This window comes from Flavobacterium branchiarum (assembly GCF_030409845.1).
In the GTDB taxonomy this organism is placed as follows: domain Bacteria; phylum Bacteroidota; class Bacteroidia; order Flavobacteriales; family Flavobacteriaceae; genus Flavobacterium; species Flavobacterium branchiarum.
Map to the genome: position 1 here is coordinate 1,100,154 of NZ_JAUFQQ010000005.1, position 24,260 is coordinate 1,124,413.

A 24,260-nucleotide genomic window follows, 5' to 3' on the forward strand; every position below is an offset into this window, starting at 1 on the left:
TTATTTTGTGCAAACTACTTGTTCCGTAAACCTAAGATCTATTTTTTTATATTTATATAACGAACTATCTAAAACTGCCTTTTGAAAAAAGGCTTTGTAATTATTAAATTTTCGCTCAACATTTATCGTTCTTCCGAAATCTATCTCGTAATTAAAATTTCTGTTTAGCATTTTTAAGCTACCATTGGGCATAATTTCAATCGCAATGATGTTTTTTTTCAAAAAAGCATCGTCGTAAATAATGCGGAATAACTTAGCTATTTCTCCGTTATTTTCTTTGGTTAAATCCCCTGAAACAAGAGGAACTCTAGCCGTAAAATTATCAGACAAAGGCATTTTACCTCCCTCATAATCAACATAAAATGACTCATTCCCGTTCATAATGCGGGCTATCGGCGTTTTCTGTTTTACTACTGCTTTAAGAATACCATCAATACTCACAAATACATCCGATTTCTCAATCATCTCTTGCGTATTAAGGGCTTTCTCTATCTTATTCAAATCTAACCCTTCTTTTTTAATGCTAGAAGCATCTCTTTTATTTTCTATTAACAATTTATTAACCGTTTCCGGCTTAACGAAAATTGCGTTTTCCCCTACAAAAACAATGGTAGATTTCTTTAATTTTCGCTCTCCATTTCTATGCGAAGTAAACGAAAATAAAACAATAACTACCCCAAACATGCCGATTAATCGAATATTTGTCCAATTAGCTAATTTCATTTAAAGCATTTTTAATTGATGGCACTAATTCTCCTAAATCACCAGCTCCTATAGTTACAATTACCGTAGCATCACTCGCTTTAATTGATGCTATTAAATCATTTTTAGCAACTATTTTCTTATTAGAATTACTCATTTTATCCATTAGCCATTGCGAGGTAACTCCTTCCATTGGCAATTCTCTTGCTGGATAAATATCCAATAAAATTACTTCATCAAAAGCAGATAAGCTTTTGGCAAAACCGTCAACAAAATCTCTCGTTCTACTAAACAAATGAGGCTGAAAAATAGCCAGTACTTTTTGCCCAGGATACAATTCCTTAACAGCATGATTAACAGCATTTATCTCTGTTGGATGATGCGCATAATCATCTATATAAACTAGATTTTCATTTTTAATTTGATATGAAAAACGTCTTCTAATTCCGCTAAATGAACCAATCGCTTTAGCAATAGCCTCGGTCGAAGTCCCATATGTCTTTGCCATAGCAATAGCCATAAGCGCATTCATTAAGTTATGTTTTCCTGGTAATCCAAAATGTAAATCTTTCATGATTTCTGATGGCGTTTGCACATCAAAAACATAACTTCCATTTTCAATTCTAACATTAAAAGCCTTAAACGGAGCGTCTTCATTTATTGCACACTGAACTCCTTCTAATGGCAACTCTTTAGTTATAAAAAGATTATTTTTATCTTCCACTTTTGAAGCAAATTCCACAAAAGATTCTTCTATTGCTTCACTTGTTCCGTAAATATCCAAATGATCTGCATCCATTGATGTAATGCAAGCTATATTTGGATGTAAATGCAAGAACGAACGATCAAACTCATCTGCTTCTACGACAGTAACCGTTTTTCCGTTTCCTATTAAATTCGAATTATAGTTTTCAACAATTCCACCTACAAAAGCTGTAACATCTGCTCCACTTTCATAAAGAATATGTCCTAAAATACTAGATGTAGTTGTTTTACCATGTGTACCAGCAACAGCAAATGAAAAAGTATCTTTTGTAATAATTCCAAGAACCTCGGCTCTTTTCTTCACTACATAACTTCTTTCTAAAAAATAATTCCATTCCGAATGTGTCTTTGGAACTGCTGGCGTGATTATAACCAATGTATTCTCTACAAAATAATCACTTGGAATTAAACCGATATTATCTTCAAAATGAATATTAATTCCACTTTCTATTAGTTCATTTGTAAGCGTTGTAGGCGTTTTATCGTAACCCGAAACTTGTTTCCCAATATTCTTGAAATAACGAGCCAGAGCACTCATTCCGATGCCTCCAATTCCTATAAAATAGACGTTCTGTATTTGGTTTAAATTCATAATTAATTCTTATTGCCTTTATATCTTTCGATTCAGGACTATTTTTTTATTTAATCAACTTTACAATTTCTGCGACAATTACCTTAGTCGCACCTGGTCGCGCCAATCGCTTTATGTTTTCACTAAGCAGTTTTTGCTTACCTTCATCCTTTAGCAATGCTTCAAAAACAATGCTAAACTCGCTATCTAACTCAGATTCTTTTAATAAAATCGCACCCTTCTGATCTACAATTGCTTGCGCATTTTTTGTTTGATGATCTTCTGCAACATTTGGCGATGGAATAAAAACAACTGGCTTTCCGACGATACATAATTCCGAAACTGATGATGCTCCTGCTCTAGAAATGATCACATCTGCTGCTGCATAAACATAATCCATTCGCTCTATAAAATCAACCACTTTTACATTTGGCTGATTGTATTTTTTATAATCTTCAAAATACAACTTTCCACATTGCCAGATAACCTGAACATTTTGAGAAAGTATATTTGGTAATTCTTTTTCAATTAACTGATTTACTCTTCTAGCACCAAGACTACCCCCAAGAACCAATAAGGTTTTTTTATTTGAATCTAGATTATAAAAAGCAATTGCTTCCTCTCTTTTGCTATCGATATCAATTAAATCCTGACGAACGGGATTACCAGTTAAAACAATTTTATCTTTAGGAAAAAAACGTTCTAGGTTTTCATAAGCGACACAAATTGCACTCGCTTTACCGCTAAGCAATTTATTAGTGATCCCTGGAAATGAATTTTGTTCTTGGATAACTGTTGGAATTCCTGCCGATCCAGCCATTTTTAATAACGGACCACTAGCAAAACCACCTGTACCAATAACTACATTTGGTTTGAATTCTTTAATTATTTTTCGTGATTGCAATAAACTACTTAACAACTTAAAAGGGAACATTGCATTCTGGAACGTAATTTTTCGTTGTAATCCAGCAATCCAAAGTCCTTTTATTTCATATCCTGCTTGTGGTACTTTCTGCATTTCCATTTTGTCTTTTGCACCAACAAAAAGAAATTCAGCATCGGGATATTGTATTTTTAATTCATTCGCAATTGCAATTGCAGGATAAATATGTCCTCCAGTTCCTCCACCGCTTAATATGAATTTATATTTTGTCATATTTTTAAATGTTACTACATTTTAAAAATTATTATATTCTCTTTTTTTACTTCAATCATTTCATAACCGCCTCCATTGGATTCTTTGCTTTATCTTCAATTGAATACCCTTCAGCTTCCTCGTCATGCTCTAATTCATTCTCTTCTTCTAAACGTCTATCAATTAATCGTTGAAGCACTTCCTCTCTTTTTTCTTTTTCTTTTTGTTCTGCCTCAATTTCTTCATCCTTTTTAGTAACACTAATAATGATTCCAAGTGCAAAACAAGTCATCCAAATCGAACTACCTCCACTACTAATCAGTGGTAAGGTTTGCCCTGTTACTGGCAATAATTCAACTGCTACAGCCATGTTAATCATCGCCTGAAATATCATCGGAAAACCGAGTCCGACGACGACTAACTTCCCAAACAGTGTATTGGCCTTATGTGATGCGATTACAAATCTAAATAGCAACAATAAATACAACCCTAATATGGTAAGCCCACCTATCAAACCGTATTCCTCAACAATAATTGCGTAGATAAAATCGGAAGAGGATTGTGGCAGAAAGTTCTTTTGAACACTTTTTCCTGGACCTAAGCCTCCTAATTTTCCAGACGCAATAGCAATTTTTGCTTTCTCTATCTGATAATCATCTTCATCAGGTTTATCGGTTGTAAAGTTCTCAATACGACTTCCCCATGTTCCTACCCTACTAAAAAAGCGAGAATCAGGAAAGGCTTTCGCCAAAAGAAGAAAAAACAAGAACATTACCACTCCCGAACCTATAATGAATCCGATATATTTTAAAGGATATTTACCTATAAAAGTTAGCATCAATACCATCGAAAAGATAAGCGCTGTTGTCGAAAAGTTAGCGGGTAGAATAAGCATCAACGTAACAAAAACAGGCATCCAAAGCTGTATTAACGAAGCTTGAAAAGGTTCATCTTCATCTCTAGTTTTCGATAAATAACGAGCAACAAAAATAAACAATACCATAGATGCCAATGTAGAAGTCTGGAATGTAATCCCGATAAACGGAACTTGAATCCAACGACTTGCATTTGCTCCAGCAATAACAGTTCCTTTTAAAAGTGTGTAAGCCAACAATATCCAAACCACAGGCAAAGCAACTTTTGAAATTGCTCTAAAATAATGGTATGGCACTTTGTGCACACAGTAAATAATTAGGAATCCTATACAAATATGAGCTAAGTGTTTTACCAAATATCCCAATGTATTTCCGGTTCCATGACCTATATAAGCCAAATTACTACTCGCACTAAAAACAGGCATAAACGAAAACAAAGCCAATAAAGCCACGAATGACCATATTACCCTATCTCCTTTTAATTTGTTTACTAGTTCTTTCATTTTATTTTTAGATTTATGAATTTAATTTTTTTGTAAATTCTTAATTCTAGCTCATTACACTAATTCTATTATTTACTGCCTTCAAACTGTTAACTAAAATGGCAGTTAACTCATTTCCTTCTTTCCAAATTGTTTCTAATTCAGATATGCCAATCCATTTTTTTTCAGCTATAATTTCAATCCAATATAGAGTTTCGTCAGCTTTCTCCAAAACAAGCTCCATTTTTGATGCAAATTCTTCGTCGCTTTTAGCTCTACAAACTGCTCTATAATCTGCACCAACCGAAGTACCGCTCTTAATAATTTGACTTGCAATTATTTCACTTGAACCGAAATTTGGTAATTTCTCAGCCAAATTTATCACCATCAAAGAAAATTTCTTTGTTCTTACTTTCATTCCGTCTGTCGTCATCTCTATAAAAATATTTTTTTTGATTAAAGTTTAATTTCTTAGTTCGTTTACTATAAATTATGCACTGCTTGTTTAAATTGTTTTCCTCTTTCTTCGTAGTTTTCAAATAAATCGAAACTTGCACAAGCGGGAGACAATAAAACAGTATCACCTTTCTCAGTTAAACGTTGAGCTGTTTTTACAGCATCTACCATAGTATTAACTTCAACCATAATATCTACTACATTACCAAAAGCATCAATTATTTTTCGGTTGTCTACACCAAGACAAATAATTGCTTTTACTTTTTCACGAACCAATGACATTAATTCGTTGTAGTCATTTCCTTTATCAACACCACCAACTATCCAAACTGTTGGTGTATTCATACTATCTAATGCAAAGAATGTAGCATTTACATTTGTTGCTTTTGAATCATTAATATATTGTACGTTCTGAATTTTTAGAACTTTTTCTAAGCGGTGTTCAACGCCTTGAAAATTAGATAAACTCTCACGAATTGTTGCATTTCTTATTTGCATCAATTTAGCTACTGAACTTGCTGCCATTGCGTTTTTCAAATTATGTTTTCCTTCTAAAGCAATGTACTCAGTATCCATTGTAGACTCTTCTTGGTTAATCTTAATTTCCATTTTGTTGTTTTTTATAAATACCCCTTCATCGAATTCTTTGGTCAATGAAAAAGGAATTAGTTTTGCTTTTGTTGTATTATTTTTAAGCCATTCGATTGATGCTTCATCATCGGCATCATAAATTAAATAATCACTTTCTGTTTGATTCATTGTAACTCGAAACTTCGAGTTAATATAATTCTCATACTTATAATCGTATCTATCTAAATGGTCTGGGCTAATATTAGTTATGATAGCTATATCTGGCCTATAATCTATGATTCCATCCAATTGAAAACTGCTTAGCTCAAGAACATAAAAATCGAATTTGTTTTCGGCTACCTGCCATGCAAAACTCTTTCCGATATTACCACCAAGCCCAACATTCAAACCTGCTGATTTCAGTAAATGGTACGTCAACATTGTTGTCGTTGTCTTACCATTACTCCCCGTAATCCCTATTGTTAATGCTTCTGTAAAAGGTTTAGCAAACTCAATTTCAGAGATAACTTTAATTCCTTTTTCTACAAGTTTCTTAACTATTGGTGATTTTTCAGGAATACCAGGGCTTTTCATTACCACATCGGCATTTAGAATTAGGTCTTCCGTATGTTTTCCTTCTTCCCAAGGAATTCCATTAATAATAAGAACTTCTTTATAACTCTCCTTTATCTTTCCAAAATCGGAAACAAAAACTTCATATCCTTTTTTCTTTCCAAGAATAGCAGTACCAACACCACTTTCTCCACCTCCTAATATCACTAATCTCATACTATCTAAGTTTTAGTGTTACAATAGACAATATGGCTAGCATTATAGCAACAATCCAAAATCGGGTTACAATTTTACTTTCGTGATACCCTTTTTTCTGATAATGGTGATGCAATGGCGACATCAAGAAAATTCTTCGTCCTTCGCCAAAACGTTTCTTAGTATATTTGAAATAAGCTACTTGAATAATTACAGAAGCACTTTCTGCTAAGAAAATTCCACAGAATAAAACAATCAGCATTTCTTTACGAACTGCAATAGCCAAAACTGCGATTATACCTCCTATAGTTAAACTTCCTGTATCTCCCATAAAAACGGATGCTGGATAAGAATTGTACCAAAGGAATCCAATCAATGCTCCTACAAAGGCAGATATAAAAACGGTCATTTCACCCGAATTGGGTATATACATGATATTGAGATAATTCGAGAAAATAATATTTCCCGAAAGAAACGTAAATATTCCGAGGGCAAGCACCGATACTGCAGAAGTTCCGGCTGCAAGACCATCTATCCCATCTGTTAAATTAGCACCATTTGAAACCGCTGTGATAATAAAAATTACTACTGGAATAAAAATTAACCAAGCCCATTTCTCATATCCTTCACCAGTCCATGCCAATAACTCAGCATAATCAAATTCGTTATTTTTAAAGAAAGGAATAGTTGTTACAGTCGATTTTTCTTCAATTAACGCTGGAACAATAACACTAGTAGTAGATTGCACTCTATAGATATCACTATTTCCTGTGTCTGTTCTTACTGTAACATTAGGACTAAAATAAAGTACAGAACCCACAATTAATCCTAAACCTACTTGTCCAATAACTTTAAAGATCCCTTTAAGCCCTTGTTTGTCTTTTTTGAAAATCTTAATATAATCATCTACAAAACCAATTACTCCCATCCAAAGTGTGGTAACAATTAGCAATACGATATAAATATTATGAAGTTTAGCAAACAACAACACAGGAACAAGTGTAGCAAATATGATAATTAAACCTCCCATGGTTGGTGTACCTGCTTTTTCATTTTGACCAGCAAGTCCAAGCTCACGTACAGTTTCACCAACTTGTTGATTTCTAAGAAAATTAATAATTCTCTTTCCGTAGATTGTTGACAAAAGCAATGAAAGCAAAAAAGCTAAAGCTGATCTGAAAGTAATGTACTGAAAAACACCAGTTCCTGATACATCTAATGTTTTGTCTAAATATTCAAATAAATAGTATAGCATATATCTGGTTTTATTTGTTTAGTTGAGCTAAAATTTCTTTTACAATCTGCATATCATCAAAATCATGACGCACGCCATTTACTTCTTGATAGGCTTCATGTCCTTTTCCTGCTATTAAAATAATATCGTTTGGTTGTGCCAATTGACAAGCTGTTTTTATTGCTTGTTTTCTATCTGTAATTGCCAATGTCTTTTTATAATTTTGTGGTTCTACCCCTTTTTCCATCTCACTAATAATAGTTTCTGGATCTTCATTTCTAGGATTATCAGATGTAAATATTGCTTTATCACTTAACTCTGATCCAATTTGTGCCATAATAGGGCGCTTGGTTTTATCTCTATTTCCTCCGCAACCTACGACTGTAATTAATTGTTCGTTTTTAGTACGAATATCATTTATAGTTTTCAATACATTCTCTAACGCATCTGGCGTATGAGCATAATCTACAATAGCCGTGATGTTAGAATCTGAAACAATAAATTGAAAACGCCCTGAAACACTTTCTAAATCCGATAATAATCGTAACGCTTCTAAACTATCAATCCCTAATTCGATCGCCGTTCCGTAGATAGCCAACAAATTATAGGCGTTAAAAGTTCCAATCAATTTTACCCAAACCTCATTATCATTTATTTTTAATAATAATCCCGATAATTGATTTTCTAAAATCTGTGCTTTGTAATCAGCATAAGTTTTTAAAGCGTAAGTACGTTTTTGAGCAACTGTATTTTGCAACATTACAGGACCATTTTTATCATCGATATTCGATAATGCAAAGGCTGTTTTAGGTAATGAATCAAAAAATGATTTTTTCACATCTCTATACTCTGCAAAAGTTGGATGATAGTCCAAATGATCGTGAGATAAATTTGTAAAAATTCCACCCACAAAATGCAAGGCCTCAGTACGTTTTTGATGAATTCCGTGTGAACTTACTTCCATAAAACAATGCGTAACTCCAGCTTCAATCATTTCATTTAAATAATGATTGATTGTAATAGAATCTGGTGTTGTGTGCGTTGCTTTATATTCTGTTTCGTCAACTACTATTTTTACAGTAGATAACAATCCTACTTTAAATCCTGCTTTTTTAAATAATTGATACAATAATGAAGCAACTGTAGTTTTACCGTTTGTACCTGTAATACCTACTAATTTTATTTTCTCCGATGGATTATCAAAGTAATTAGCTGCCATAAAAGCCAAAGCCGAATTAGTATCTTTAACTTTAATATAAGTAACATCTTTTACTAAAACGTCTGGTAACGTATCGCAAATAACTGCAGTTGCACCAAGTTCAATTGCTTTTTGAATATAATCATGACCATCTGAAAGTGTACCACGAATGGCCACAAAAACATCTTTCGCTTCTATTTTTCTAGAATCGAAATCTATTTTATGAATAGTAATATCTGTTGAACCCGTTACAGATTCAATAGCTACTTTGTATAATATGTCTTTTAATATATTCACGATAATTCTAATACTATAGTTGTGTTTTTAGCTATATTTCCTCCTGCCTGAAGCGATTGTTTTTTCACTTTTCCTACCCCAACAGCTTTTACTTTAAGCCCTAAATTTTCGAGTAAAGCAATTGCATCCATACCCGACATTCCTTTTACATCTGGAACAGATTGCTTTTTTTGTACTTGCGTATAATAAGCGTTATAATTATTTTCTTGCTTTGAAATCTTAGCATCCAATGTTTTTATTTCATTTGTAGATGGTGCATCAGTAAAAATCTTTTGAGCGATTCTTTTAAAAACTGGACCTGCAACATCGGCTCCGTAATAATTGTTACGAGATGTGTTTGGTTTATGCACTACTACAATACAAGAATACTTAGGATGATCTGCTGGAAAATACCCCACAAAAGAGGAAGCATAATACAATCCTGACCTGTCTTTATTACCATAATTTACTTGAGCAGTTCCTGTTTTTCCTGCCATAGAAAAATCTTTAGAATATAATTTAGATCCTGTACCTTTTTTTACCACATTTGCCAAAACAGCCCTTAGCTTCTTAACCGTTTCTGGCGAACATATTTTTGGATTTAAAACTTCAACATCAAATTTCTTAATTGTTCTATTCCATTCTTTTATCTCAGAAACAAACTGCGGTTTAACCATCACCCCATTATTTGCAACTGAATTATAAAAAGTCAACGTTTGCAAAGGAGTCATCGAAACACCGTATCCAAATGCCATCCATGGCAATGTAACTCCAGACCAATGTTTATCTCCTGGTTGTGGGATATAAGGCCTTCCTTCTCCTTGAAAATGTAATCCTAATGTTTTATTTAACCCATAACTGTTAATTCGATTCACAAATTTGGATGGATTATTTTTGTAATTATCATATACCACTTGTGCCATTACTGTATTAGAAGATAATTCAAACCCTCGTGCTAATGATATTTTACCGTATCCACCTCGATGCGAATCCTGAACAGGCTTCCCATAATAGCGAACTTCGCCACCATTTGTATCGAAAACTGTACTAGTATCTGCAACTTTATCTTCAAGAACTACCATTAAATCAACTAATTTAAAAGTGGATCCAGGCTCATGAGATTCTGCTATAGCGTAATTTGTTGTTTCATAATAAGAACCATCATCTGCTCTCCCTAAATTAGAAATTGCTTTAATATGTCCTGTTTCTGTTTCCATTACAACTACACAACCATGATCTGCCTCATAATCTTCTAGTTGTTTCAGCAATGCATGATGCGCAATATCTTGGATAAAAACATCTATTGTCGAAATTACATCGTATCCATCTTGTGGATCTACTTCATTTACATCTCGGATAGGTTTCCACTGGCCTTTTGCAATTTTTTGTTTTAGAATCTTACCATCTTTTCCGTTCAAATAGTTTCTAAATGCCCATTCGATTCCTTTTCCTGTCGAATCTCCATTAAGCCCACCTTTATCATAACCTATAGTTCGTTCAGCAATTTTCCCGATAGGATGCTCTCTTACCGTTTCCTGTTCAATGATAATTCCTCCTTTATAAGGTCCTAATTTAAACAACGGAAACCCTTTTATTTTCACATAATCTGTATAGCTCAGTTTACGAGCTATTAAGAAATACCTATTTTTATTAGCTCTTGCCTTTCTTAACTCATTCTGATAAAAACCACTTGGTCTCCCTAAAACTACCGATAGTGAATCTGCAAGTAATTTCACATTCTTTTCAAAAGCCTCAGTTTTAGGTGCTACAGCATCAAAACGAATTTCATAATTAGGGATAGAGGTCGCCAAAAGACTTCCATCTGCTGAATAAATATTTCCTTTATTAGCCGGAATAACAAAGTTTTTCACTGTTCGTTGCTTGGCTAATTTTCGATAATACTCACCCTCAACCCACTGAATGTTAGTTAACTTTACGACAATACCAATTGCCATCAAGAAGATGAAGGCTGCTACTAGATAAACTCTGTAGGATATATTTTTGTCGTCTACTGCCATATGCGTTTAAAAAAGCTTTTTTCTTTTTCTTTCTTTACTTCTATTTTAATTGGAGGAACTGTCGATGGATAAATTTCTTTAGCAAGCATTTTTTCCGATACTGTCGACTCCATTTTTAACTTCATCAATTCCGATCGTCTGTCCACAAACTCTGATCGTAATTCCTTAACATCATTATTCAATTTTGCAATTTCAAAAACCTTTTGTTCGTATCGTTGTGTATTTGCAATCATTATTATTGCCAGCAGGATTATAAAAACGATGAAACGCCAATTCTTCACAGCGTCATCATTGATAAGAAATCTTGCTTTTAATATGTCAAATACTCCGTTTTTCATTATACCTTATTATAGTACTATATTTTTTCAGCAATTCTAAGCTTGGCACTTCTAGCCCTATTGTTTATTTTAATCTCTGCATCATCAGGCACTATTAGCTTTCCGATGGTTTTAAATGGAACTGAAAAGTTTCCGAAAAAATCACGTTCTGGCTCCCCTTCGAACATTCCGTTTTTAATAAAACGCTTTACCAATCTATCTTCTAATGAGTGATATGAAATAACACTTAATCTACCACCTGGGTTTAATATCTCTAAAGATTGTTCTATAAATTCTTTCAAAACATCCATCTCTTGATTCACCTCAATGCGAATTGCTTGATAAATCTGAGCCAATATTTTATTACGAACTCTTTCGGGTAAAAATTTTGCTAAAACTTCTTTTAACTCATCTGTAGTCTTGATAATCTTAATCTCTCTAGCCTCAACAATTGTTCTAGCCAAAACAGGTGCATTTTTCAATTCCCCGTAATCAAGAAAAACTCTGCGTAAATCTTGCTCATCGTACTCATTTACTACTCGATAGGCATTCAAATCATTCTTCTGACTCATTCGCATATCTAGCTCAGCATCAAAACGAGTAGAAAACCCTCTTTCAGCAACATCAAATTGGTGTGATGACACACCTAAATCTGCTAAAATCCCGTCTACTCCTCTTACACCATGAAAACGCAAGAACCTTTTTATAAACCTAAAGTTTTCATTTATCAAAGTAAATCGCTCGTCTGGCAAAGCATTTGCCAAAGCATCTTCGTCTTGATCAAAAGCAAATAATTTTCCGTTAGGCCCTAGCCTACTTAAAATCTCTTTTGAGTGTCCCCCACCACCAAACGTCACATCTACATAAATGCCGTCAGGCTTAATATTCAATCCATCTACCGTTGGATGAAGCAAAACTGGATTATGATATTCCATTGTCGTCGTCATTTATATTTCCCATTACTTCTTCGGCTAAATCTGCAAAATCCATATCTTCGCCGCTAATTGATTTTTCGTATAACTCTTTATCCCATATTTCAACAATATTTACCGCAGATGAAAACACCACGTCTTTTGAAATACCAGAAAATGCCATTAGATCCTTCGGAATTAATAAACGTCCTAATGTATCAATTTCAACAATCTTAACTCCAGCGGTAAACCTTCTGATAAAATCATTGTTCTTTTTTACAAAACGATTCAGCTTATTAATTTTCTGCATCATCAAATCCCATTCTTCCATCGGATACAACTCCAAACAGGTCTGAAACACGGAACGCTTCAAAACAAATCCGTTTTGAAGTGAGGTAGCCAACTGCTTTTTTAAGGGCGCAGGCATTAATAGCCTCCCTTTAGCATCGACTTTGCACTCATATGTTCCTACAATTGTGTTCAAAAAATAGCATGGTTATGTTATACAGCAAAAATATAAAAAATATTACCACAATTTACCACTAAATACCACTTTGTTGATAAGTTTAACCACTTTTACCCAAAAACTCTTAAATTACGCACTGTCAAATTGTTAGCTATTTCAAAAATTAGCTGTAAGAATGATTCTACATAATAAAAAATGAGGTCAACTTGTAAAAAAATGGAGTTGTTTTTTGGCAATTTTTATGATAAAAAGGAAAAAAAATAAAACATCTAGCAACTGATTTTTAGCCATTTATTTCATCTACTAAAATTATCTAGTTAAAAATTGTTTTCAGGAATCCATATTTATGTATTAAACCCTATATTTGTCCAAATTGAAATCGGTATTTAGTTAGATGGATAAACATTACAAAAAAGAAGGCAGATATAGCTATTATGAAGCTGGAGAAGGAACACCTATTGTTATATTACATGGCCTCATGGGAGGACTTAGTAACTTCGATGCCGTAGCCGAATATTTTTCAAATAGAGGGTACAAAATAGTAATCCCCGATTTACCGATATACACACAAAGCATTTTAAAAACTAATGTAAAAAGTTTTGCCAAATACGTTAAAGATTTTATCACATTCAAAGGATTTGATAAAGTTATCCTACTAGGTAATTCATTAGGTGGTCATATTGCCCTATATCACACAAAATTATACCCAGAAAAGGTAATTGGACTTGTAATAACAGGAAGTTCTGGACTTTACGAAAGCGCAATGGGCGATAGTTATCCTAAAAGAGGAGATTACGAATACATAAGAAGAAAAGCCGAAGATGTATTTTACGACCCAAAGATTGCTACTCCCGAGCTTATTGACGAAGTTTATGCATCTGTAAATGATCGCATAAAATTAATAAAAACGCTTACTATTGCAAAAAGTGCCATTCGTCACAACATGGCAAAAGACTTACCTAAAATGCAAGTTGAAACTTGTATCATCTGGGGTAAAAATGATAAAGTAACTCCTCCGGACGTAGCCGAAGAGTTTAACAAATTACTTCCAAACTCTTCTTTATATTGGATTGACAAATGTGGACATGCTGCCATGATGGAACATCCAGAAGAGTTTAATCAAATTCTTGAAGAATGGTTAAAAAAAACCAATTTATAATAAACACTTTCGAATTTGAGGAGGTTTTAGAAATAGTATAGATATGAAAATAAACACCGCCGAATTTATAATCAGTAATTCAGATGTTAGCAAATGTCCTAAGGACTTCTTGCCTGAATATGCTTTTATAGGAAGATCAAACGTAGGAAAATCTTCTTTGATCAACATGTTGACCAATAATAAAAACTTAGCAAAAACTTCTGGTCGCCCAGGAAAAACACAATTGATAAATCACTTTTTGATTAACAACAATTGGTTCCTTGTCGATTTACCAGGATATGGCTATGCGAAAGTTTCTAAAAAAACAAAATCTGTTTTCCAACAGTTCATTACCGATTACTTCGAAACTCGCGAACAATTAGTTTGCGCTTTTGTACTAATCGATATTCGCCATGAAGCCCAAACCATCGATATTGAATTTATGTCATATATGGGAGAAAGCGAAATTCCATTTTGTATCATTTTTACCAAAGCTGATAAAATCAGTAAAACAAAAATTGATTCTCATATTGCAGCTTACAAAAAGAAAATGTTTGCTAATAACTGGGCCGAAATGCCACATTATTTTGTAACATCTGCAACAGAGTCTACTGGTAAGGATGATGTTTTAAACTACATTGACGAAGTAAACCAAGAGGTATTCAAAAACAATAGTCAGTTTTAAAAATAACCTTTTCAAATAAAACAGAAAATCCCAAAACTTTATCAGTTTTGGGATTTTCTGTTTTGTAGCTAAAATCTTTTAAAAAAAATTAAACTACATTTGACATCAATCAATAAATAGTATGAAAAGTTTAAAATCTATACCACTCCTCTTTCTCTTTATTATTTCATCATGTCAATCATCATCTTATGTAACTATGCCTGGGCCAAAAACCGGCGTTGATTTTACATCTGGAAAATGGCTTCTAAACGAATTGGACTGTCCTAAAAATTCTAGAGACAAATTGACTTCTGAATCTTTAGATTTTTTTAAAAAAAACTTAGATGAACGAATATCTTACATCAACGATGTAAACGGATTACTGATCACTAGAAAGATTCATTTAGACCCCAACAAAACAAAATTAAAAGAGCTTAAAGACGGAACTGGTTTTGATTACTTTATTAATATTGTTTCTACAAAAAACAAAAGCGATTTATCATCAGTCGAATTATATCAAAACTTAAGTGATTTAGGCAAGAACGAAAGTGCTGTAATTCTAGAAATATACGACTTAAACTTACAGCAAATTATTTTCTCCCAAAAAGTAATAGGCACCACTCATAAGGAGAATACTAAATCTATGTGGGAAACAAAAAAATCAGATAAGCTTATAGATAATATCACATTCTATAAAACCTCAGACAAATTAATGTCCGGAGCCTTAAAACGAATATTTAGAAATCTAAACAAAGCATCAGTTAAATAAAAAAAAATCCCAAAACTATTGTTTTGGGATTTTTCATTTGTTTTCAATTATTACTTCTTCAACTCTAATTTCTCCGCAAAATAATCGCAAAAATCTTTCATTGTATCCGACATTTTTTCGTCATCTGTTGCACGTTTAAATGTATCAGCCATTGCTACTAAAGTTTGATGAAAGAAGATCTTCATTTCATCTACAGGCATATCTTTCGTCCATAAATCAATACGCATCGTTTCCTGTGCTTTACTATCCCAGATAGAAAGCATAATTGCTTTAGCATCTTGAGCCTCAACACCACCATCTTTTGCAGACCATTGTAATTTTTCTGGAACTTTATTCTCGTCTAATTCTATAAGAAATTTAATTTCTGATGTTTGTTTATTATCTGACATTACTTTTTAGGTTTATATTTTGACTTTTCAAAAATTTCTTTTGCGCTGGTTTTTAATAATTGTTCAATCGGTACATCATTGTTTTTCATATAAGAACGTACAATTTGCCACCCAATCCAGGTTCCAACGCGTCCTGGAGATTCGTTATCTATTTCGAGATAAAACTTAGAAAATGGGGCCGTATTTATAAAACGTGTAGTAAGCTTTTGCTCGTCGCTATACAACATCTCTTTTTCTATAAAATAACGCCACATATACCCTTCGTTCTCCTCGCACCATTTTATTTGCCCTGGTGTATATCCTATTTTATCCGCATCGGTATAATTTGGCAAAAGCAAATCTTTTAAATACAATTGCTTCCCATAATATACCATTTTACTTATCAGACTATTGTCGGCAGTTGGTGCAATTTTCTTTAAAGAAAAACTAGAAACTACATCCGGCATAATTTGTTTCTCTTCAAAATTCTCCTTAATATAATTAGGAAATTGATAAAACTTATGCTCTTTTCCCAAATATAACTCAAGCGCAACAATAACCAAGCTATCTGCATAAATCACCTTATTATTATAATCCATTTCAGATATTATAGTAATTACTTTTGGTGTTTTTGTTTTAGGAAAATAATATTCTATATGCTGAAATAAAGTATTAAACTCTTTACGAACTGGTTCGAAGTCGCCATATTTTTTTTGAACCTCTGCATACAATTCTCTCCAAAGTGGATTTTGCATTTTCTCTAACCAAACCGAGTCATCATTTCCTTCTGGAAAGAAAAAAGGAAATTCTTTTTTCACATTAGCCAAATCTTTTGGCTGCGCTTCAAAAAAAACTTTATCAAAACGTTCCACTTTAATATCAACAGGAATTTCTTCTACAGCTTTTTCAATTTTACTCTTTTTATCACAGGACAAAAAAAAGAGAGATAGAGCTATCGCAAACCGATATATTTTCATTTTATTTTAATTAAGTTTGTGTTGCAAATTCTATTAAGTAAGTACTACTTAAATATAATTGTGCAAATATACATTCCTGTATTTTAAAACTTAAACTATTATGGCTAAAAAAAGCACTATTCAAACAGAAAAAGTAAATACCTACATTGTAGAGTGGTTAAAAGATTATGCAACCAGTGCTAAAGTGAATGGTTTTATTATTGGAATTTCTGGTGGTGTCGACTCAGCTGTAACCTCAACATTATGTGCTCAAACAGGATTTAAAGTTTTGTGTGTAGAAATGCCAATTCACCAAGCTCCAAATCAAGTTTCTAGAGGAAGAGAACACATTGAGCAATTAAAAAAGCGTTTCCCAAATGTTTCAGATATCAAAACTGACTTGACAAATACATTTGAAGCTTTTAAAGCGGCAACCCCAAGTGATGCTGATGTTGCTAAAGTTAACTTATCATTAGCCAACACACGCGCACGTTTACGCATGACTAGTTTATATTATCTAGCAGGTATTCATGGATTATTGGTTGCTGGAACGGGGAACAAAGTGGAAGATTTTGGAGTAGGTTTTTACACAAAATACGGAGATGGCGGCGTAGATTTGAGTCCAATTGCCGATTTAATGAAGTCAGATGTGTATGCTTTAGGCGAATATCTTAAAATTCCGGGCTCAATTTTAACAGCTGCACCTACCGATGGGTTATTTGGAGATGATAGAACAGATGAAGATCAATTGGGTGCTAGCTACGATGAATTAGAATGGGCAATGTTAGCCGATGAACTAGGAAAATCAGCTACTGACTTCACAGGAAGAGAAAAAATTGTTTTCGAAATTTACAAGAAACTGAACACAGCTAACCAGCACAAAATGAACCCTATACCCGTGTGTACTTTACCTGAAAAGTTAAAATAATCATTTTTATTTTGATTTACAATAAATTACAGAATTTATTTATTAATTTTACATTTCCAAAAAAAATGAACAATTCTTAAAAAGGTAAAACTATGATTAAAGTATGTTTAGCAGACAACCACCCTGTGACGCACTTTGGCGTTAAGTCGTATTTTAAAGACCATGATGACATTTCAATCGTTGCAAATGTAGGTAACTTTACGATGGTAAAAGATATTCTTCAAACTAAAGACATAGATATTCTTATTCTAGATCTAGAATTAGAAGGTCTTGCTAGTATTTTTGAAGTAAAGTCTATTCTTAAAAATTTTCCTAAAACGAAAATTATCATCTTCAGTAATCTTTCTGAACAAATGTATGCTCCAAATGCTATTAAAGCAGGCGTATCTGGATACATTCACAAAACAGAAAAATTAGAAACTCTGGGGATTTCGATAATTAAAGTACACGAAGGAAAAATTATCATCAATGAAACCGTACGTAAAAACATGGCTTTGATTGCAAAACAAAGCAAAAGCGAACGTCTATACCGAAAACTTTCAAATAGAGAAATTGAGGTTTTACGTTACTTAAGCGATGGTAAGAAAAACAATGAAATTTCTAAAATCCTAAATCTGAACGAAAAAACAATTAGTACTTACAAGTTAAGACTACTAACTAAATTAAACGTTACGAATTTAGTTGACTTAGTTAATAAAGCTAAGACATTAGAAATTATTTAAGTATGGTAACGGGACATCACTCTTCCTAGTTTTCTTGAAAAAGAATTAACTAATTTAGAGTAATCCATAACCATCATCAAAAGCTCCATATTATCTTCCTTAGGGTCTGATACTATGGAGCTTTTTAGTTCTTCAATGATCTTATCCACTAAAAACCAACGCATAGACATAATGGTTTCAGTAACATATTGACTAATTGTTTCCGATTTCGCTTTCGTAAAAATATTTTGTCCTTCCCAGTCATGGAGACTCACTTTTTCATCTTCCATTAAAATATCCGTCACCTCCTGAGCAAATTCAGGCTCAAGACGCATTAAATATTGCTCTAGATTGAACTTTTCATTCTGAAGATAATAGTCGGTTAGGTTTTTAAAAATAGCTCGAAACAAATCATTCGACAATTCTACCTCATCCTCTTGCAAACTCAAGTAGATTCTTTGGTATACTTTATATTCTTTTTTTTCAGTAACATGCTCAATCTCTCCTTCATCATTTGTTTTCATGAAGACATCTTCAAACACTTCTACTTTATCTCCATAAAGCAATAAAATCTCAATTACTTTACGCTCTAAATCATATAGAATGTCAACTTTCTCCGTTTGTTGCGGCTCAAAATATCCTGGCTCTCCTGGATAATCATCTGGTGGTCCAACTCTTGGATCATCGGGATCTCCTCCAGAATAACCTACATTGGGTTTTGGGTTTCTTAAAACTTCAAAGGGTTTCTGTTCCTGCTTTTGCTTTTTACTAGCTTCGACAAGGTCTTTTTGAATTAACTGCGCTAAAGTACTCACAAGTACCTGCTCAGAAATATCCATAATTCGAGCACACTCCTGAACGTAAACTTCACGCTGAATTCTGTCCGGAATTTTAGAAATACTCGTAACCATATCCCGAATTAAATCGGCTTTCTTTATAGGATCATTTTTAGCATCATCCATTAACAATGAAGCCTTAAACTGGATAAAATCTTTAGCATTTTCTTCTAAATACACCACTAAATCATCATACGATGTTTTTTTAGCGAAACTGTCCGGGTCATCTCCATCAGGAAAACTACAAACCCTAACATTCATCCCTTCTTCCAGAATTAAGTCGATTCCTCTTATGGATGCTCTTAAACCTGCTGCATCTCCATCAAAAAGTACAGTTATATTTTTTGTCAATCTATTTATTAATCGAATCTGATCTGGTGTTAATGCGGTTCCAGATGAAGCAACAACGTTTTCTATTCCTGCTTGGTTAAACTGGATTACATCGGTATATCCTTCTACCAAGAAACAGTTGTCCTGTTTCGCAATAGATTGCTTAGCTTGAAAAATACCATATAATACTTTACTCTTGTGATAAAGCTCACTCTCTGGTGAGTTTAAGTATTTTGCTGCTTTTTTATCGTTTGTAAGGATTCGTCCTCCAAAACCAAGTACACGTCCCGACATACTTTGTATCGGAAACATAACACGTCCTTTAAATCGATCAAAAGGACGGTCATCTTTTGGAATTGTTAATCCCGTACTTTGCAAAAATTCTAATTTATACCCCTGACCAAGTGCTTCTTTTGTAAAAGCGTCCCAAGTTTCGGGAGAATATCCTAATTCGAATTTTTTTATTGTTTCGTTAGTAAAACCTCTTTCTTTAAAGTATGAATATCCAATTGCCTGACCTTCATCTGTATTTAAAAGTACATTATGAAAATACTTTTTAGCAAATTCTGAGACTAGGTACATACTTTCTCGAACATCTGTAATAGCTTTTTCTGCCTCAGATTGTTCTGTTTCTTCAATCTCAATATTATATTTTCTAGCCAGATAACGAATGGCCTCAGGATATGTAAATTGGGAATGTTCCATTAGGAATTTAACTGAATTCCCACCTTTTCCTGTACTAAAATCTTTCCAAATACCTTTTACAGGTGACACCATAAAAGATGGAGAGCGCTCATCTGAGAACGGACTCAACCCTTTAAAGTTACTTCCTGCTCGTTTTAGATTAACAAAATCGCCAATTACCTCCTCTACTCGAGCAGTTTCAAAAACAGTATCAATGGTATTTTGTGAAATCAAAACGTATATATTTTTTAAGATTGAAGCCTGTAAAATTACACAAATCAAACTTCATATTTTAATTATATGAAACAAAAAAAGCACTCCTTTCGAAGTGCTTCATTACTAAAAAACTAACCCAATTTATTAATTTAAATCAAAACGCAATCCCAACGAAACATTGTTTTGCTTTATTTCATTATCTGCAAATAAAGGATTCAAGTCATATTTTAAATACAAACTCATATCTCTATAACCCATATAAGTACTTAATCCGTAAATAAAATTATTTACATTATAATCTCCTTTAGAAACTACTTTATCCTTTATATCGTCTTGATCATATTTCAGAATTTGTTTTGACTTAACATTGACTCCTGCATAACCACCTATACCGAAACGAAAACTTTTATGTGTTTTAAAATACGTTTTTCCGTTGTCTGTCTTACTTCCCGAAAAATCAAACTCTAAATGCAATGGCATCACTAAGTAAACATTTCTAAAACGTGATTCATCTAAGTTTATCGGATTCACTCCTAAAACCGTTTGTTTTCTATCAACTACAAAACTACGATTCTCAGTTGGTCGAAGATTATTATACATCAATGACAATCCGTATTTAGCATGCAATAAATTATGTTCTTTTAAGATTCTTGAATTAAATGTAAATCCCCATTCGTAAAAATGCGATCCCATAAATTTATAATCTGAGTTTTTCAAGCTTCCATCTGTTACCAAATTATTTAATCCAGTTGCAAACACAAATTGCGATGTCGTTCTTTTTTCACTATGAATCGTATCTTTTTCTTTCCCACATCTTTTGCAATCAAAACTAACAAAATACTTATGACTAGAATCTTGTTCCTTTATCTTTCCATCTACTTTTTGTTGCACTAAATCGTTTAATTCATTTTGAGCAACCGTAACTTTTTGTTCAATTATAATTGCTCTTGCTTCGGCTAATTCCTTTTTCTTTTTATCTGCCTCTTCTTTTGTAATTTTCCCCTCCGATAGTTGCACATTTACAGCTTCAACTTCTTCCTTTAAAGTCGCTTTTTCTTCTTTAGTTGCTTTCTCAATTTTGTTAGCAATAAGTTTTGCCTTTGATTCGAATGTTTCCTGACCTACCATTTTGTTAACAAACAAAAACAGGATTAGGACTAAGTAAATAGTAAAATTTCTCATGACGATTTTTTTTTAGTTTGATTGATTGATTATGATGATTTTTAATTTATTTCTTGCAAAAATTATTCTTCAACGTTCCTGTTGGCTAAAGCTACTTTTACTGTTTGATAGTTTTTATTCACTTTATTTATTATTTTTTCTCTAAATGAAAGTTCTAATTCTCCATCAACTTGCAAGAGTAAGTCGTTTGCATTTACCTTAACTTTACTTTTTTGCGGAGTTCCATTATCCATTACTACTGTTTTTTCTGCCGAAAGTAGCAATTGATCTAAAGGTGCTTTCTTGGGAGTTTCGGCAATAACTTTTTGATTGTTTTTTGATTCTGTTTTTTGATTGTTTTGCCAATTTTCTTTACTGGCTTCTTTGATGATTGAATACTCCGCTACTTGATTTTGATTTGTTTTATTATAGTTTAGTTTTTGATGTTTTTCTTCTGAAACTTTCTCTGTTTCTTGTACAACTATTGCATCAGTATTTAAAGGTTTTGAAATTATTTTATTTTGATTACTTTTCATTTCATCAACAGAATCTTTTGATTGTTCTTCTTTAACAACTACTGTATTATTGCTATCCTCGTTAGGTATTTCGCTTTGATTAAAATAAATAGTACTGATTAACAAGAAACCTAATAAACCTGCTGCAAAATACATCCAAGTATATTTTCGTTTAGGCTTTGTTTCTTCGACTACCTGCAACATTGCATCCAATCGATCCCAAGCATTGGCACTAGGATTAATTTCTCTTTCATTTAGTTTTTCACGAAACTCTTTTTCTAATTTATTCGGTTCCATTTTCTTGATTTTTTAATGTCATTATTTGCTTCTGCAACATTTTGCGAGCATGTGATAATTGCGATTTCGACGTTCCCTCATTAATCCCCAACATTGTTGCAATTTCATTGTGCTTATACCCTTCGATCGCATAAAGATTAAAAACCATCTTATATCCATCTGGCAAGGCATCTATTAAAAACTGAATTTGATCTGTTGATAACTGGCTTTCGATTCCGTTAAAACTCTCTTCAGTATAATTCTCATCTTCAATAAATTTTACCTTTTTTTGAACTCGCAGATAAGAGATACATTCATTTACCATTACCCTTCGAATCCATCCTTCAAAACTTCCTTTATTTTCAAATCTTTTAAGATTCGTAAAAACTTTCATAAATGATGTTAACATTACATCTTTGGCCAGTTGAATGTCTTTAATATACTGTCGACAAACACTTAGCATTTTTGAAGAAAACTTACTGTATATCTGCTGTTGTGCCTGTCGATTATTATCGATAGCCAACTGAATGATTTCAGCTTCTTCTTGATGCAATTGGATTACTTTCATAAAACTCTGTAGAAAATTGATTCGGTAAAATTAATTCAAATAATAGCATTATTAATAGGCAGCTTAAAATCAAACTGACTTCTATTAGCATAGACGCTTTGCAATTAAAAAAGGTTGCATGGGAATGTAAAAAAATTACAATTAAAATAAACAAAAATAAAAATAACGCCAAAAAACACTGTATCACAAGTGTTTAAAATTTAATACAACTAAAATTATTTATTATTTTTTTCTTTCAATCACATAATTCACCATCAAAGTCAAGGCTGCTTTGAAATCTGAATCTGAATAATTATCGAGCAAAGAGAGTGCCTCTTGCTGAAACTCGACCATTTTATTTTCGGCGTAGGTCAAACCATTGTTATCTTTTACAAAAGCAATAACATCTTTTACGCGCTTTTTGTCTTTATTATGGTTCTTGATGGAATTAATAAGCCAACTCTTTTCTTTAGAGGTACAATTATTTAAAACATGAATTAAGGGCAAAGTCATTTTTTGCTCTTTGATATCTATTCCGGTAGGTTTTCCAATTGCTTCATCGCTATAATCAAATAAATCATCTTTGATTTGGAAAGCCATTCCGATGAGTTCTCCAAATTTACGCATGTTCTCTACCTGAACTTCATCTTCAATAACCGATTTTGCACCAAGTGCGCAACAAGCAGCAATAAGTGTCGCTGTCTTTTTTCGGATAATTTCGTAATAAACATCTTCGGTAATATCGAGTCTTCTTGCCTTTTCTATTTGAAGTAATTCTCCTTCGCTCATTTCTCGAACAGCGACAGATATTATTTTAAGTAAATCAAAATCGCCATTATCGATAGAAAGTAGTAATCCTTTTGATAGTAAATAATCTCCAACCAGAACTGCTATTTTATTTTTCCAGAGTGCATTAATTGAGAAAAAACCTCGTCGACGATTACTATCATCAACAACATCATCATGAACTAAGGTTGCAGTATGAATCAATTCTATAACCGAAGCTCCACGATACGTACGTTCGTTCACGATTCCTTCCGACACCATTTTTGCCGTCAAGAATACGAACATAGGTCGCATTTGTTTCCCTTTTCTGTTTACAATATAGTACGTAATTCTGTTGAGCAGAGCCACCTTTGAAGTCATCGATTCATGGAACTTTTTTTCAAAAAGTTCCATCTCGCTAAAGATGGGCTGTTTTATTTGAGAAGTAATATTCATTTCGATTCCAAATATACTATTTTAAATAAAAAAACGTTGTGTATTTTATAGAAGTATATCAACATTACGAACTTTTTATACACTATTCTTATTCAAGTGATCCTAATTTACTTGAAAGTTCATTATTAGCACATGTCTAATTGCACTGTTACTGTCTTATTTTCCCCTCCATAAAATAGCATTAACTCTAAATCTACATCATCCAA

General features: G+C 32.9%; 24 protein-coding genes. 5 read left to right on the plus strand and 19 right to left on the minus strand.

All coding sequences use genetic code 11. The features are described from left to right. Genes QWY99_RS16700 through mraZ form a run of 12 tightly spaced genes read right to left on the minus strand, consistent with a single transcriptional unit; the run spans window position 1 to window position 12,762 of the window. Window positions 1–723 (minus strand): cell division protein FtsQ/DivIB, encoded by a 723-nt coding sequence (locus QWY99_RS16700; protein ID WP_290266812.1) that lies wholly within the window; start codon window positions 721–723, stop codon window positions 1–3. Then, on the minus strand, window positions 710–2,059 hold the full coding sequence (gene murC / locus QWY99_RS16705; protein ID WP_290266814.1) for a UDP-N-acetylmuramate--L-alanine ligase: 1,350 nt from the start codon (window positions 2,057–2,059) through the stop codon (window positions 710–712). Before murC ends, QWY99_RS16700 begins: the two co-directional genes overlap by 14 nt. Before the next feature lie 46 nt (window positions 2,060–2,105). Continuing rightward, on the minus strand, window positions 2,106–3,194 hold the full coding sequence (gene murG, locus QWY99_RS16710; protein ID WP_290266816.1) for an undecaprenyldiphospho-muramoylpentapeptide beta-N-acetylglucosaminyltransferase: 1,089 nt from the start codon (window positions 3,192–3,194) through the stop codon (window positions 2,106–2,108). Between the two features lie 55 nt (window positions 3,195–3,249). After that, on the minus strand, window positions 3,250–4,551 hold the full coding sequence (locus QWY99_RS16715) for an FtsW/RodA/SpoVE family cell cycle protein (RefSeq protein WP_290266817.1): 1,302 nt from the start codon (window positions 4,549–4,551) through the stop codon (window positions 3,250–3,252). 46 nt (window positions 4,552–4,597) lie between these two features. After that, on the minus strand, window positions 4,598–4,963 hold the full coding sequence (locus QWY99_RS16720) for a four helix bundle protein (RefSeq protein WP_290266819.1): 366 nt from the start codon (window positions 4,961–4,963) through the stop codon (window positions 4,598–4,600). Between the two features lie 50 nt (window positions 4,964–5,013). Beyond that, complete coding sequence (gene murD / locus QWY99_RS16725; protein WP_290266822.1) at window positions 5,014–6,345, minus strand: UDP-N-acetylmuramoyl-L-alanine--D-glutamate ligase; 1,332 nt, start codon at window positions 6,343–6,345, stop codon at window positions 5,014–5,016. 1 nt (window position 6,346) lies between these two features. After that, window positions 6,347–7,579, minus strand: coding sequence for a phospho-N-acetylmuramoyl-pentapeptide-transferase (gene mraY / locus QWY99_RS16730; protein WP_290266824.1), 1,233 nt, complete (start codon window positions 7,577–7,579; stop codon window positions 6,347–6,349). Window positions 7,580–7,589: 10 nt separating this feature from the next. Then, complete coding sequence (locus QWY99_RS16735; protein WP_290266826.1) at window positions 7,590–9,053, minus strand: UDP-N-acetylmuramoyl-L-alanyl-D-glutamate--2,6-diaminopimelate ligase; 1,464 nt, start codon at window positions 9,051–9,053, stop codon at window positions 7,590–7,592. Beyond that, the gene (locus QWY99_RS16740) at window positions 9,050–11,050 is read right to left on the minus strand and encodes a penicillin-binding protein (RefSeq protein WP_290266828.1); all 2,001 of its coding nucleotides are present in this window, start codon (window positions 11,048–11,050) and stop codon (window positions 9,050–9,052) included. The genes QWY99_RS16735 and QWY99_RS16740 overlap by 4 nt, the downstream gene beginning before the upstream one ends. Then, window positions 11,041–11,388, minus strand: coding sequence for an FtsL-like putative cell division protein (locus QWY99_RS16745; RefSeq protein ID WP_290266830.1), 348 nt, complete (start codon window positions 11,386–11,388; stop codon window positions 11,041–11,043). The genes QWY99_RS16740 and QWY99_RS16745 overlap by 10 nt, the downstream gene beginning before the upstream one ends. A 17-nt stretch (window positions 11,389–11,405) precedes the next feature. Continuing rightward, entirely contained in the window at window positions 11,406–12,314 is a 909-nt protein-coding gene (rsmH, locus tag QWY99_RS16750) for a 16S rRNA (cytosine(1402)-N(4))-methyltransferase RsmH (protein WP_290266833.1), read from the minus strand. Then, the gene (mraZ, locus tag QWY99_RS16755) at window positions 12,289–12,762 is read right to left on the minus strand and encodes a division/cell wall cluster transcriptional repressor MraZ (protein ID WP_290266835.1); all 474 of its coding nucleotides are present in this window, start codon (window positions 12,760–12,762) and stop codon (window positions 12,289–12,291) included. Before mraZ ends, rsmH begins: the two co-directional genes overlap by 26 nt. A gap of 376 nt (window positions 12,763–13,138) precedes the next feature. On the opposite strand from mraZ, the gene QWY99_RS16760 reads away from it, so the two are divergent. From QWY99_RS16760 to QWY99_RS16770, 3 genes are all read left to right on the plus strand, one after another. Continuing rightward, window positions 13,139–13,903 carry an alpha/beta fold hydrolase gene (locus tag QWY99_RS16760; RefSeq protein ID WP_290266837.1) on the plus strand — a complete coding sequence of 255 codons (765 nt, stop codon included), beginning with the start codon at window positions 13,139–13,141 and terminating at the stop codon, window positions 13,901–13,903. 43 nt (window positions 13,904–13,946) lie between these two features. Further along, window positions 13,947–14,567: a ribosome biogenesis GTP-binding protein YihA/YsxC gene (yihA, locus tag QWY99_RS16765; protein ID WP_290266839.1), complete on the plus strand. Its 621-nt coding sequence runs from the start codon at window positions 13,947–13,949 to the stop codon at window positions 14,565–14,567. 121 nt (window positions 14,568–14,688) lie between these two features. Continuing rightward, window positions 14,689–15,315 (plus strand): hypothetical protein, encoded by a 627-nt coding sequence (locus tag QWY99_RS16770; protein ID WP_290266841.1) that lies wholly within the window; start codon window positions 14,689–14,691, stop codon window positions 15,313–15,315. A gap of 50 nt (window positions 15,316–15,365) precedes the next feature. On the opposite strand, the gene gldC is transcribed toward QWY99_RS16770, so the two are convergent. Both gldC and gldB read right to left on the minus strand, forming a co-directional pair. After that, the gene (gene gldC, locus QWY99_RS16775; protein WP_290266844.1) at window positions 15,366–15,704 is read right to left on the minus strand and encodes a gliding motility protein GldC; all 339 of its coding nucleotides are present in this window, start codon (window positions 15,702–15,704) and stop codon (window positions 15,366–15,368) included. Further along, on the minus strand, window positions 15,704–16,660 hold the full coding sequence (gldB, locus tag QWY99_RS16780; protein ID WP_290266846.1) for a gliding motility lipoprotein GldB: 957 nt from the start codon (window positions 16,658–16,660) through the stop codon (window positions 15,704–15,706). The genes gldC and gldB overlap by 1 nt, the downstream gene beginning before the upstream one ends. A 100-nt stretch (window positions 16,661–16,760) precedes the next feature. Here gldB and nadE point away from each other — a divergent pair, with 100 nt between their 5' ends. Together nadE and QWY99_RS16790 are read left to right on the plus strand one after the other, a co-directional pair. Continuing rightward, window positions 16,761–17,567, plus strand: coding sequence for an NAD(+) synthase (gene nadE / locus QWY99_RS16785; protein WP_290266848.1), 807 nt, complete (start codon window positions 16,761–16,763; stop codon window positions 17,565–17,567). A gap of 92 nt (window positions 17,568–17,659) precedes the next feature. After that, window positions 17,660–18,289 (plus strand): LuxR C-terminal-related transcriptional regulator, encoded by a 630-nt coding sequence (locus tag QWY99_RS16790; RefSeq protein ID WP_035618090.1) that lies wholly within the window; start codon window positions 17,660–17,662, stop codon window positions 18,287–18,289. Here QWY99_RS16790 and dnaG read toward each other — a convergent pair. From dnaG to QWY99_RS16815, 5 genes are all read right to left on the minus strand, one after another. Next, window positions 18,286–20,352 (minus strand): DNA primase, encoded by a 2,067-nt coding sequence (gene dnaG / locus QWY99_RS16795; RefSeq protein WP_290266853.1) that lies wholly within the window; start codon window positions 20,350–20,352, stop codon window positions 18,286–18,288. The two genes, QWY99_RS16790 and dnaG, sit on opposite strands and share 4 nt — an antisense overlap. A 126-nt stretch (window positions 20,353–20,478) precedes the next feature. Continuing rightward, window positions 20,479–21,516 (minus strand): hypothetical protein, encoded by a 1,038-nt coding sequence (locus tag QWY99_RS16800; protein WP_290266856.1) that lies wholly within the window; start codon window positions 21,514–21,516, stop codon window positions 20,479–20,481. A 62-nt stretch (window positions 21,517–21,578) separates the two neighbouring features. Next, complete coding sequence (locus QWY99_RS16805; RefSeq protein WP_290266858.1) at window positions 21,579–22,307, minus strand: hypothetical protein; 729 nt, start codon at window positions 22,305–22,307, stop codon at window positions 21,579–21,581. Continuing rightward, window positions 22,294–22,854 (minus strand): RNA polymerase sigma factor, encoded by a 561-nt coding sequence (locus QWY99_RS16810; protein ID WP_290266860.1) that lies wholly within the window; start codon window positions 22,852–22,854, stop codon window positions 22,294–22,296. The genes QWY99_RS16805 and QWY99_RS16810 overlap by 14 nt, the downstream gene beginning before the upstream one ends. 222 nt (window positions 22,855–23,076) lie before the next feature. Further along, window positions 23,077–24,054 (minus strand): polyprenyl synthetase family protein, encoded by a 978-nt coding sequence (locus QWY99_RS16815; RefSeq protein ID WP_290266861.1) that lies wholly within the window; start codon window positions 24,052–24,054, stop codon window positions 23,077–23,079. Window positions 24,055–24,260: the final 206 nt, after the last annotated feature.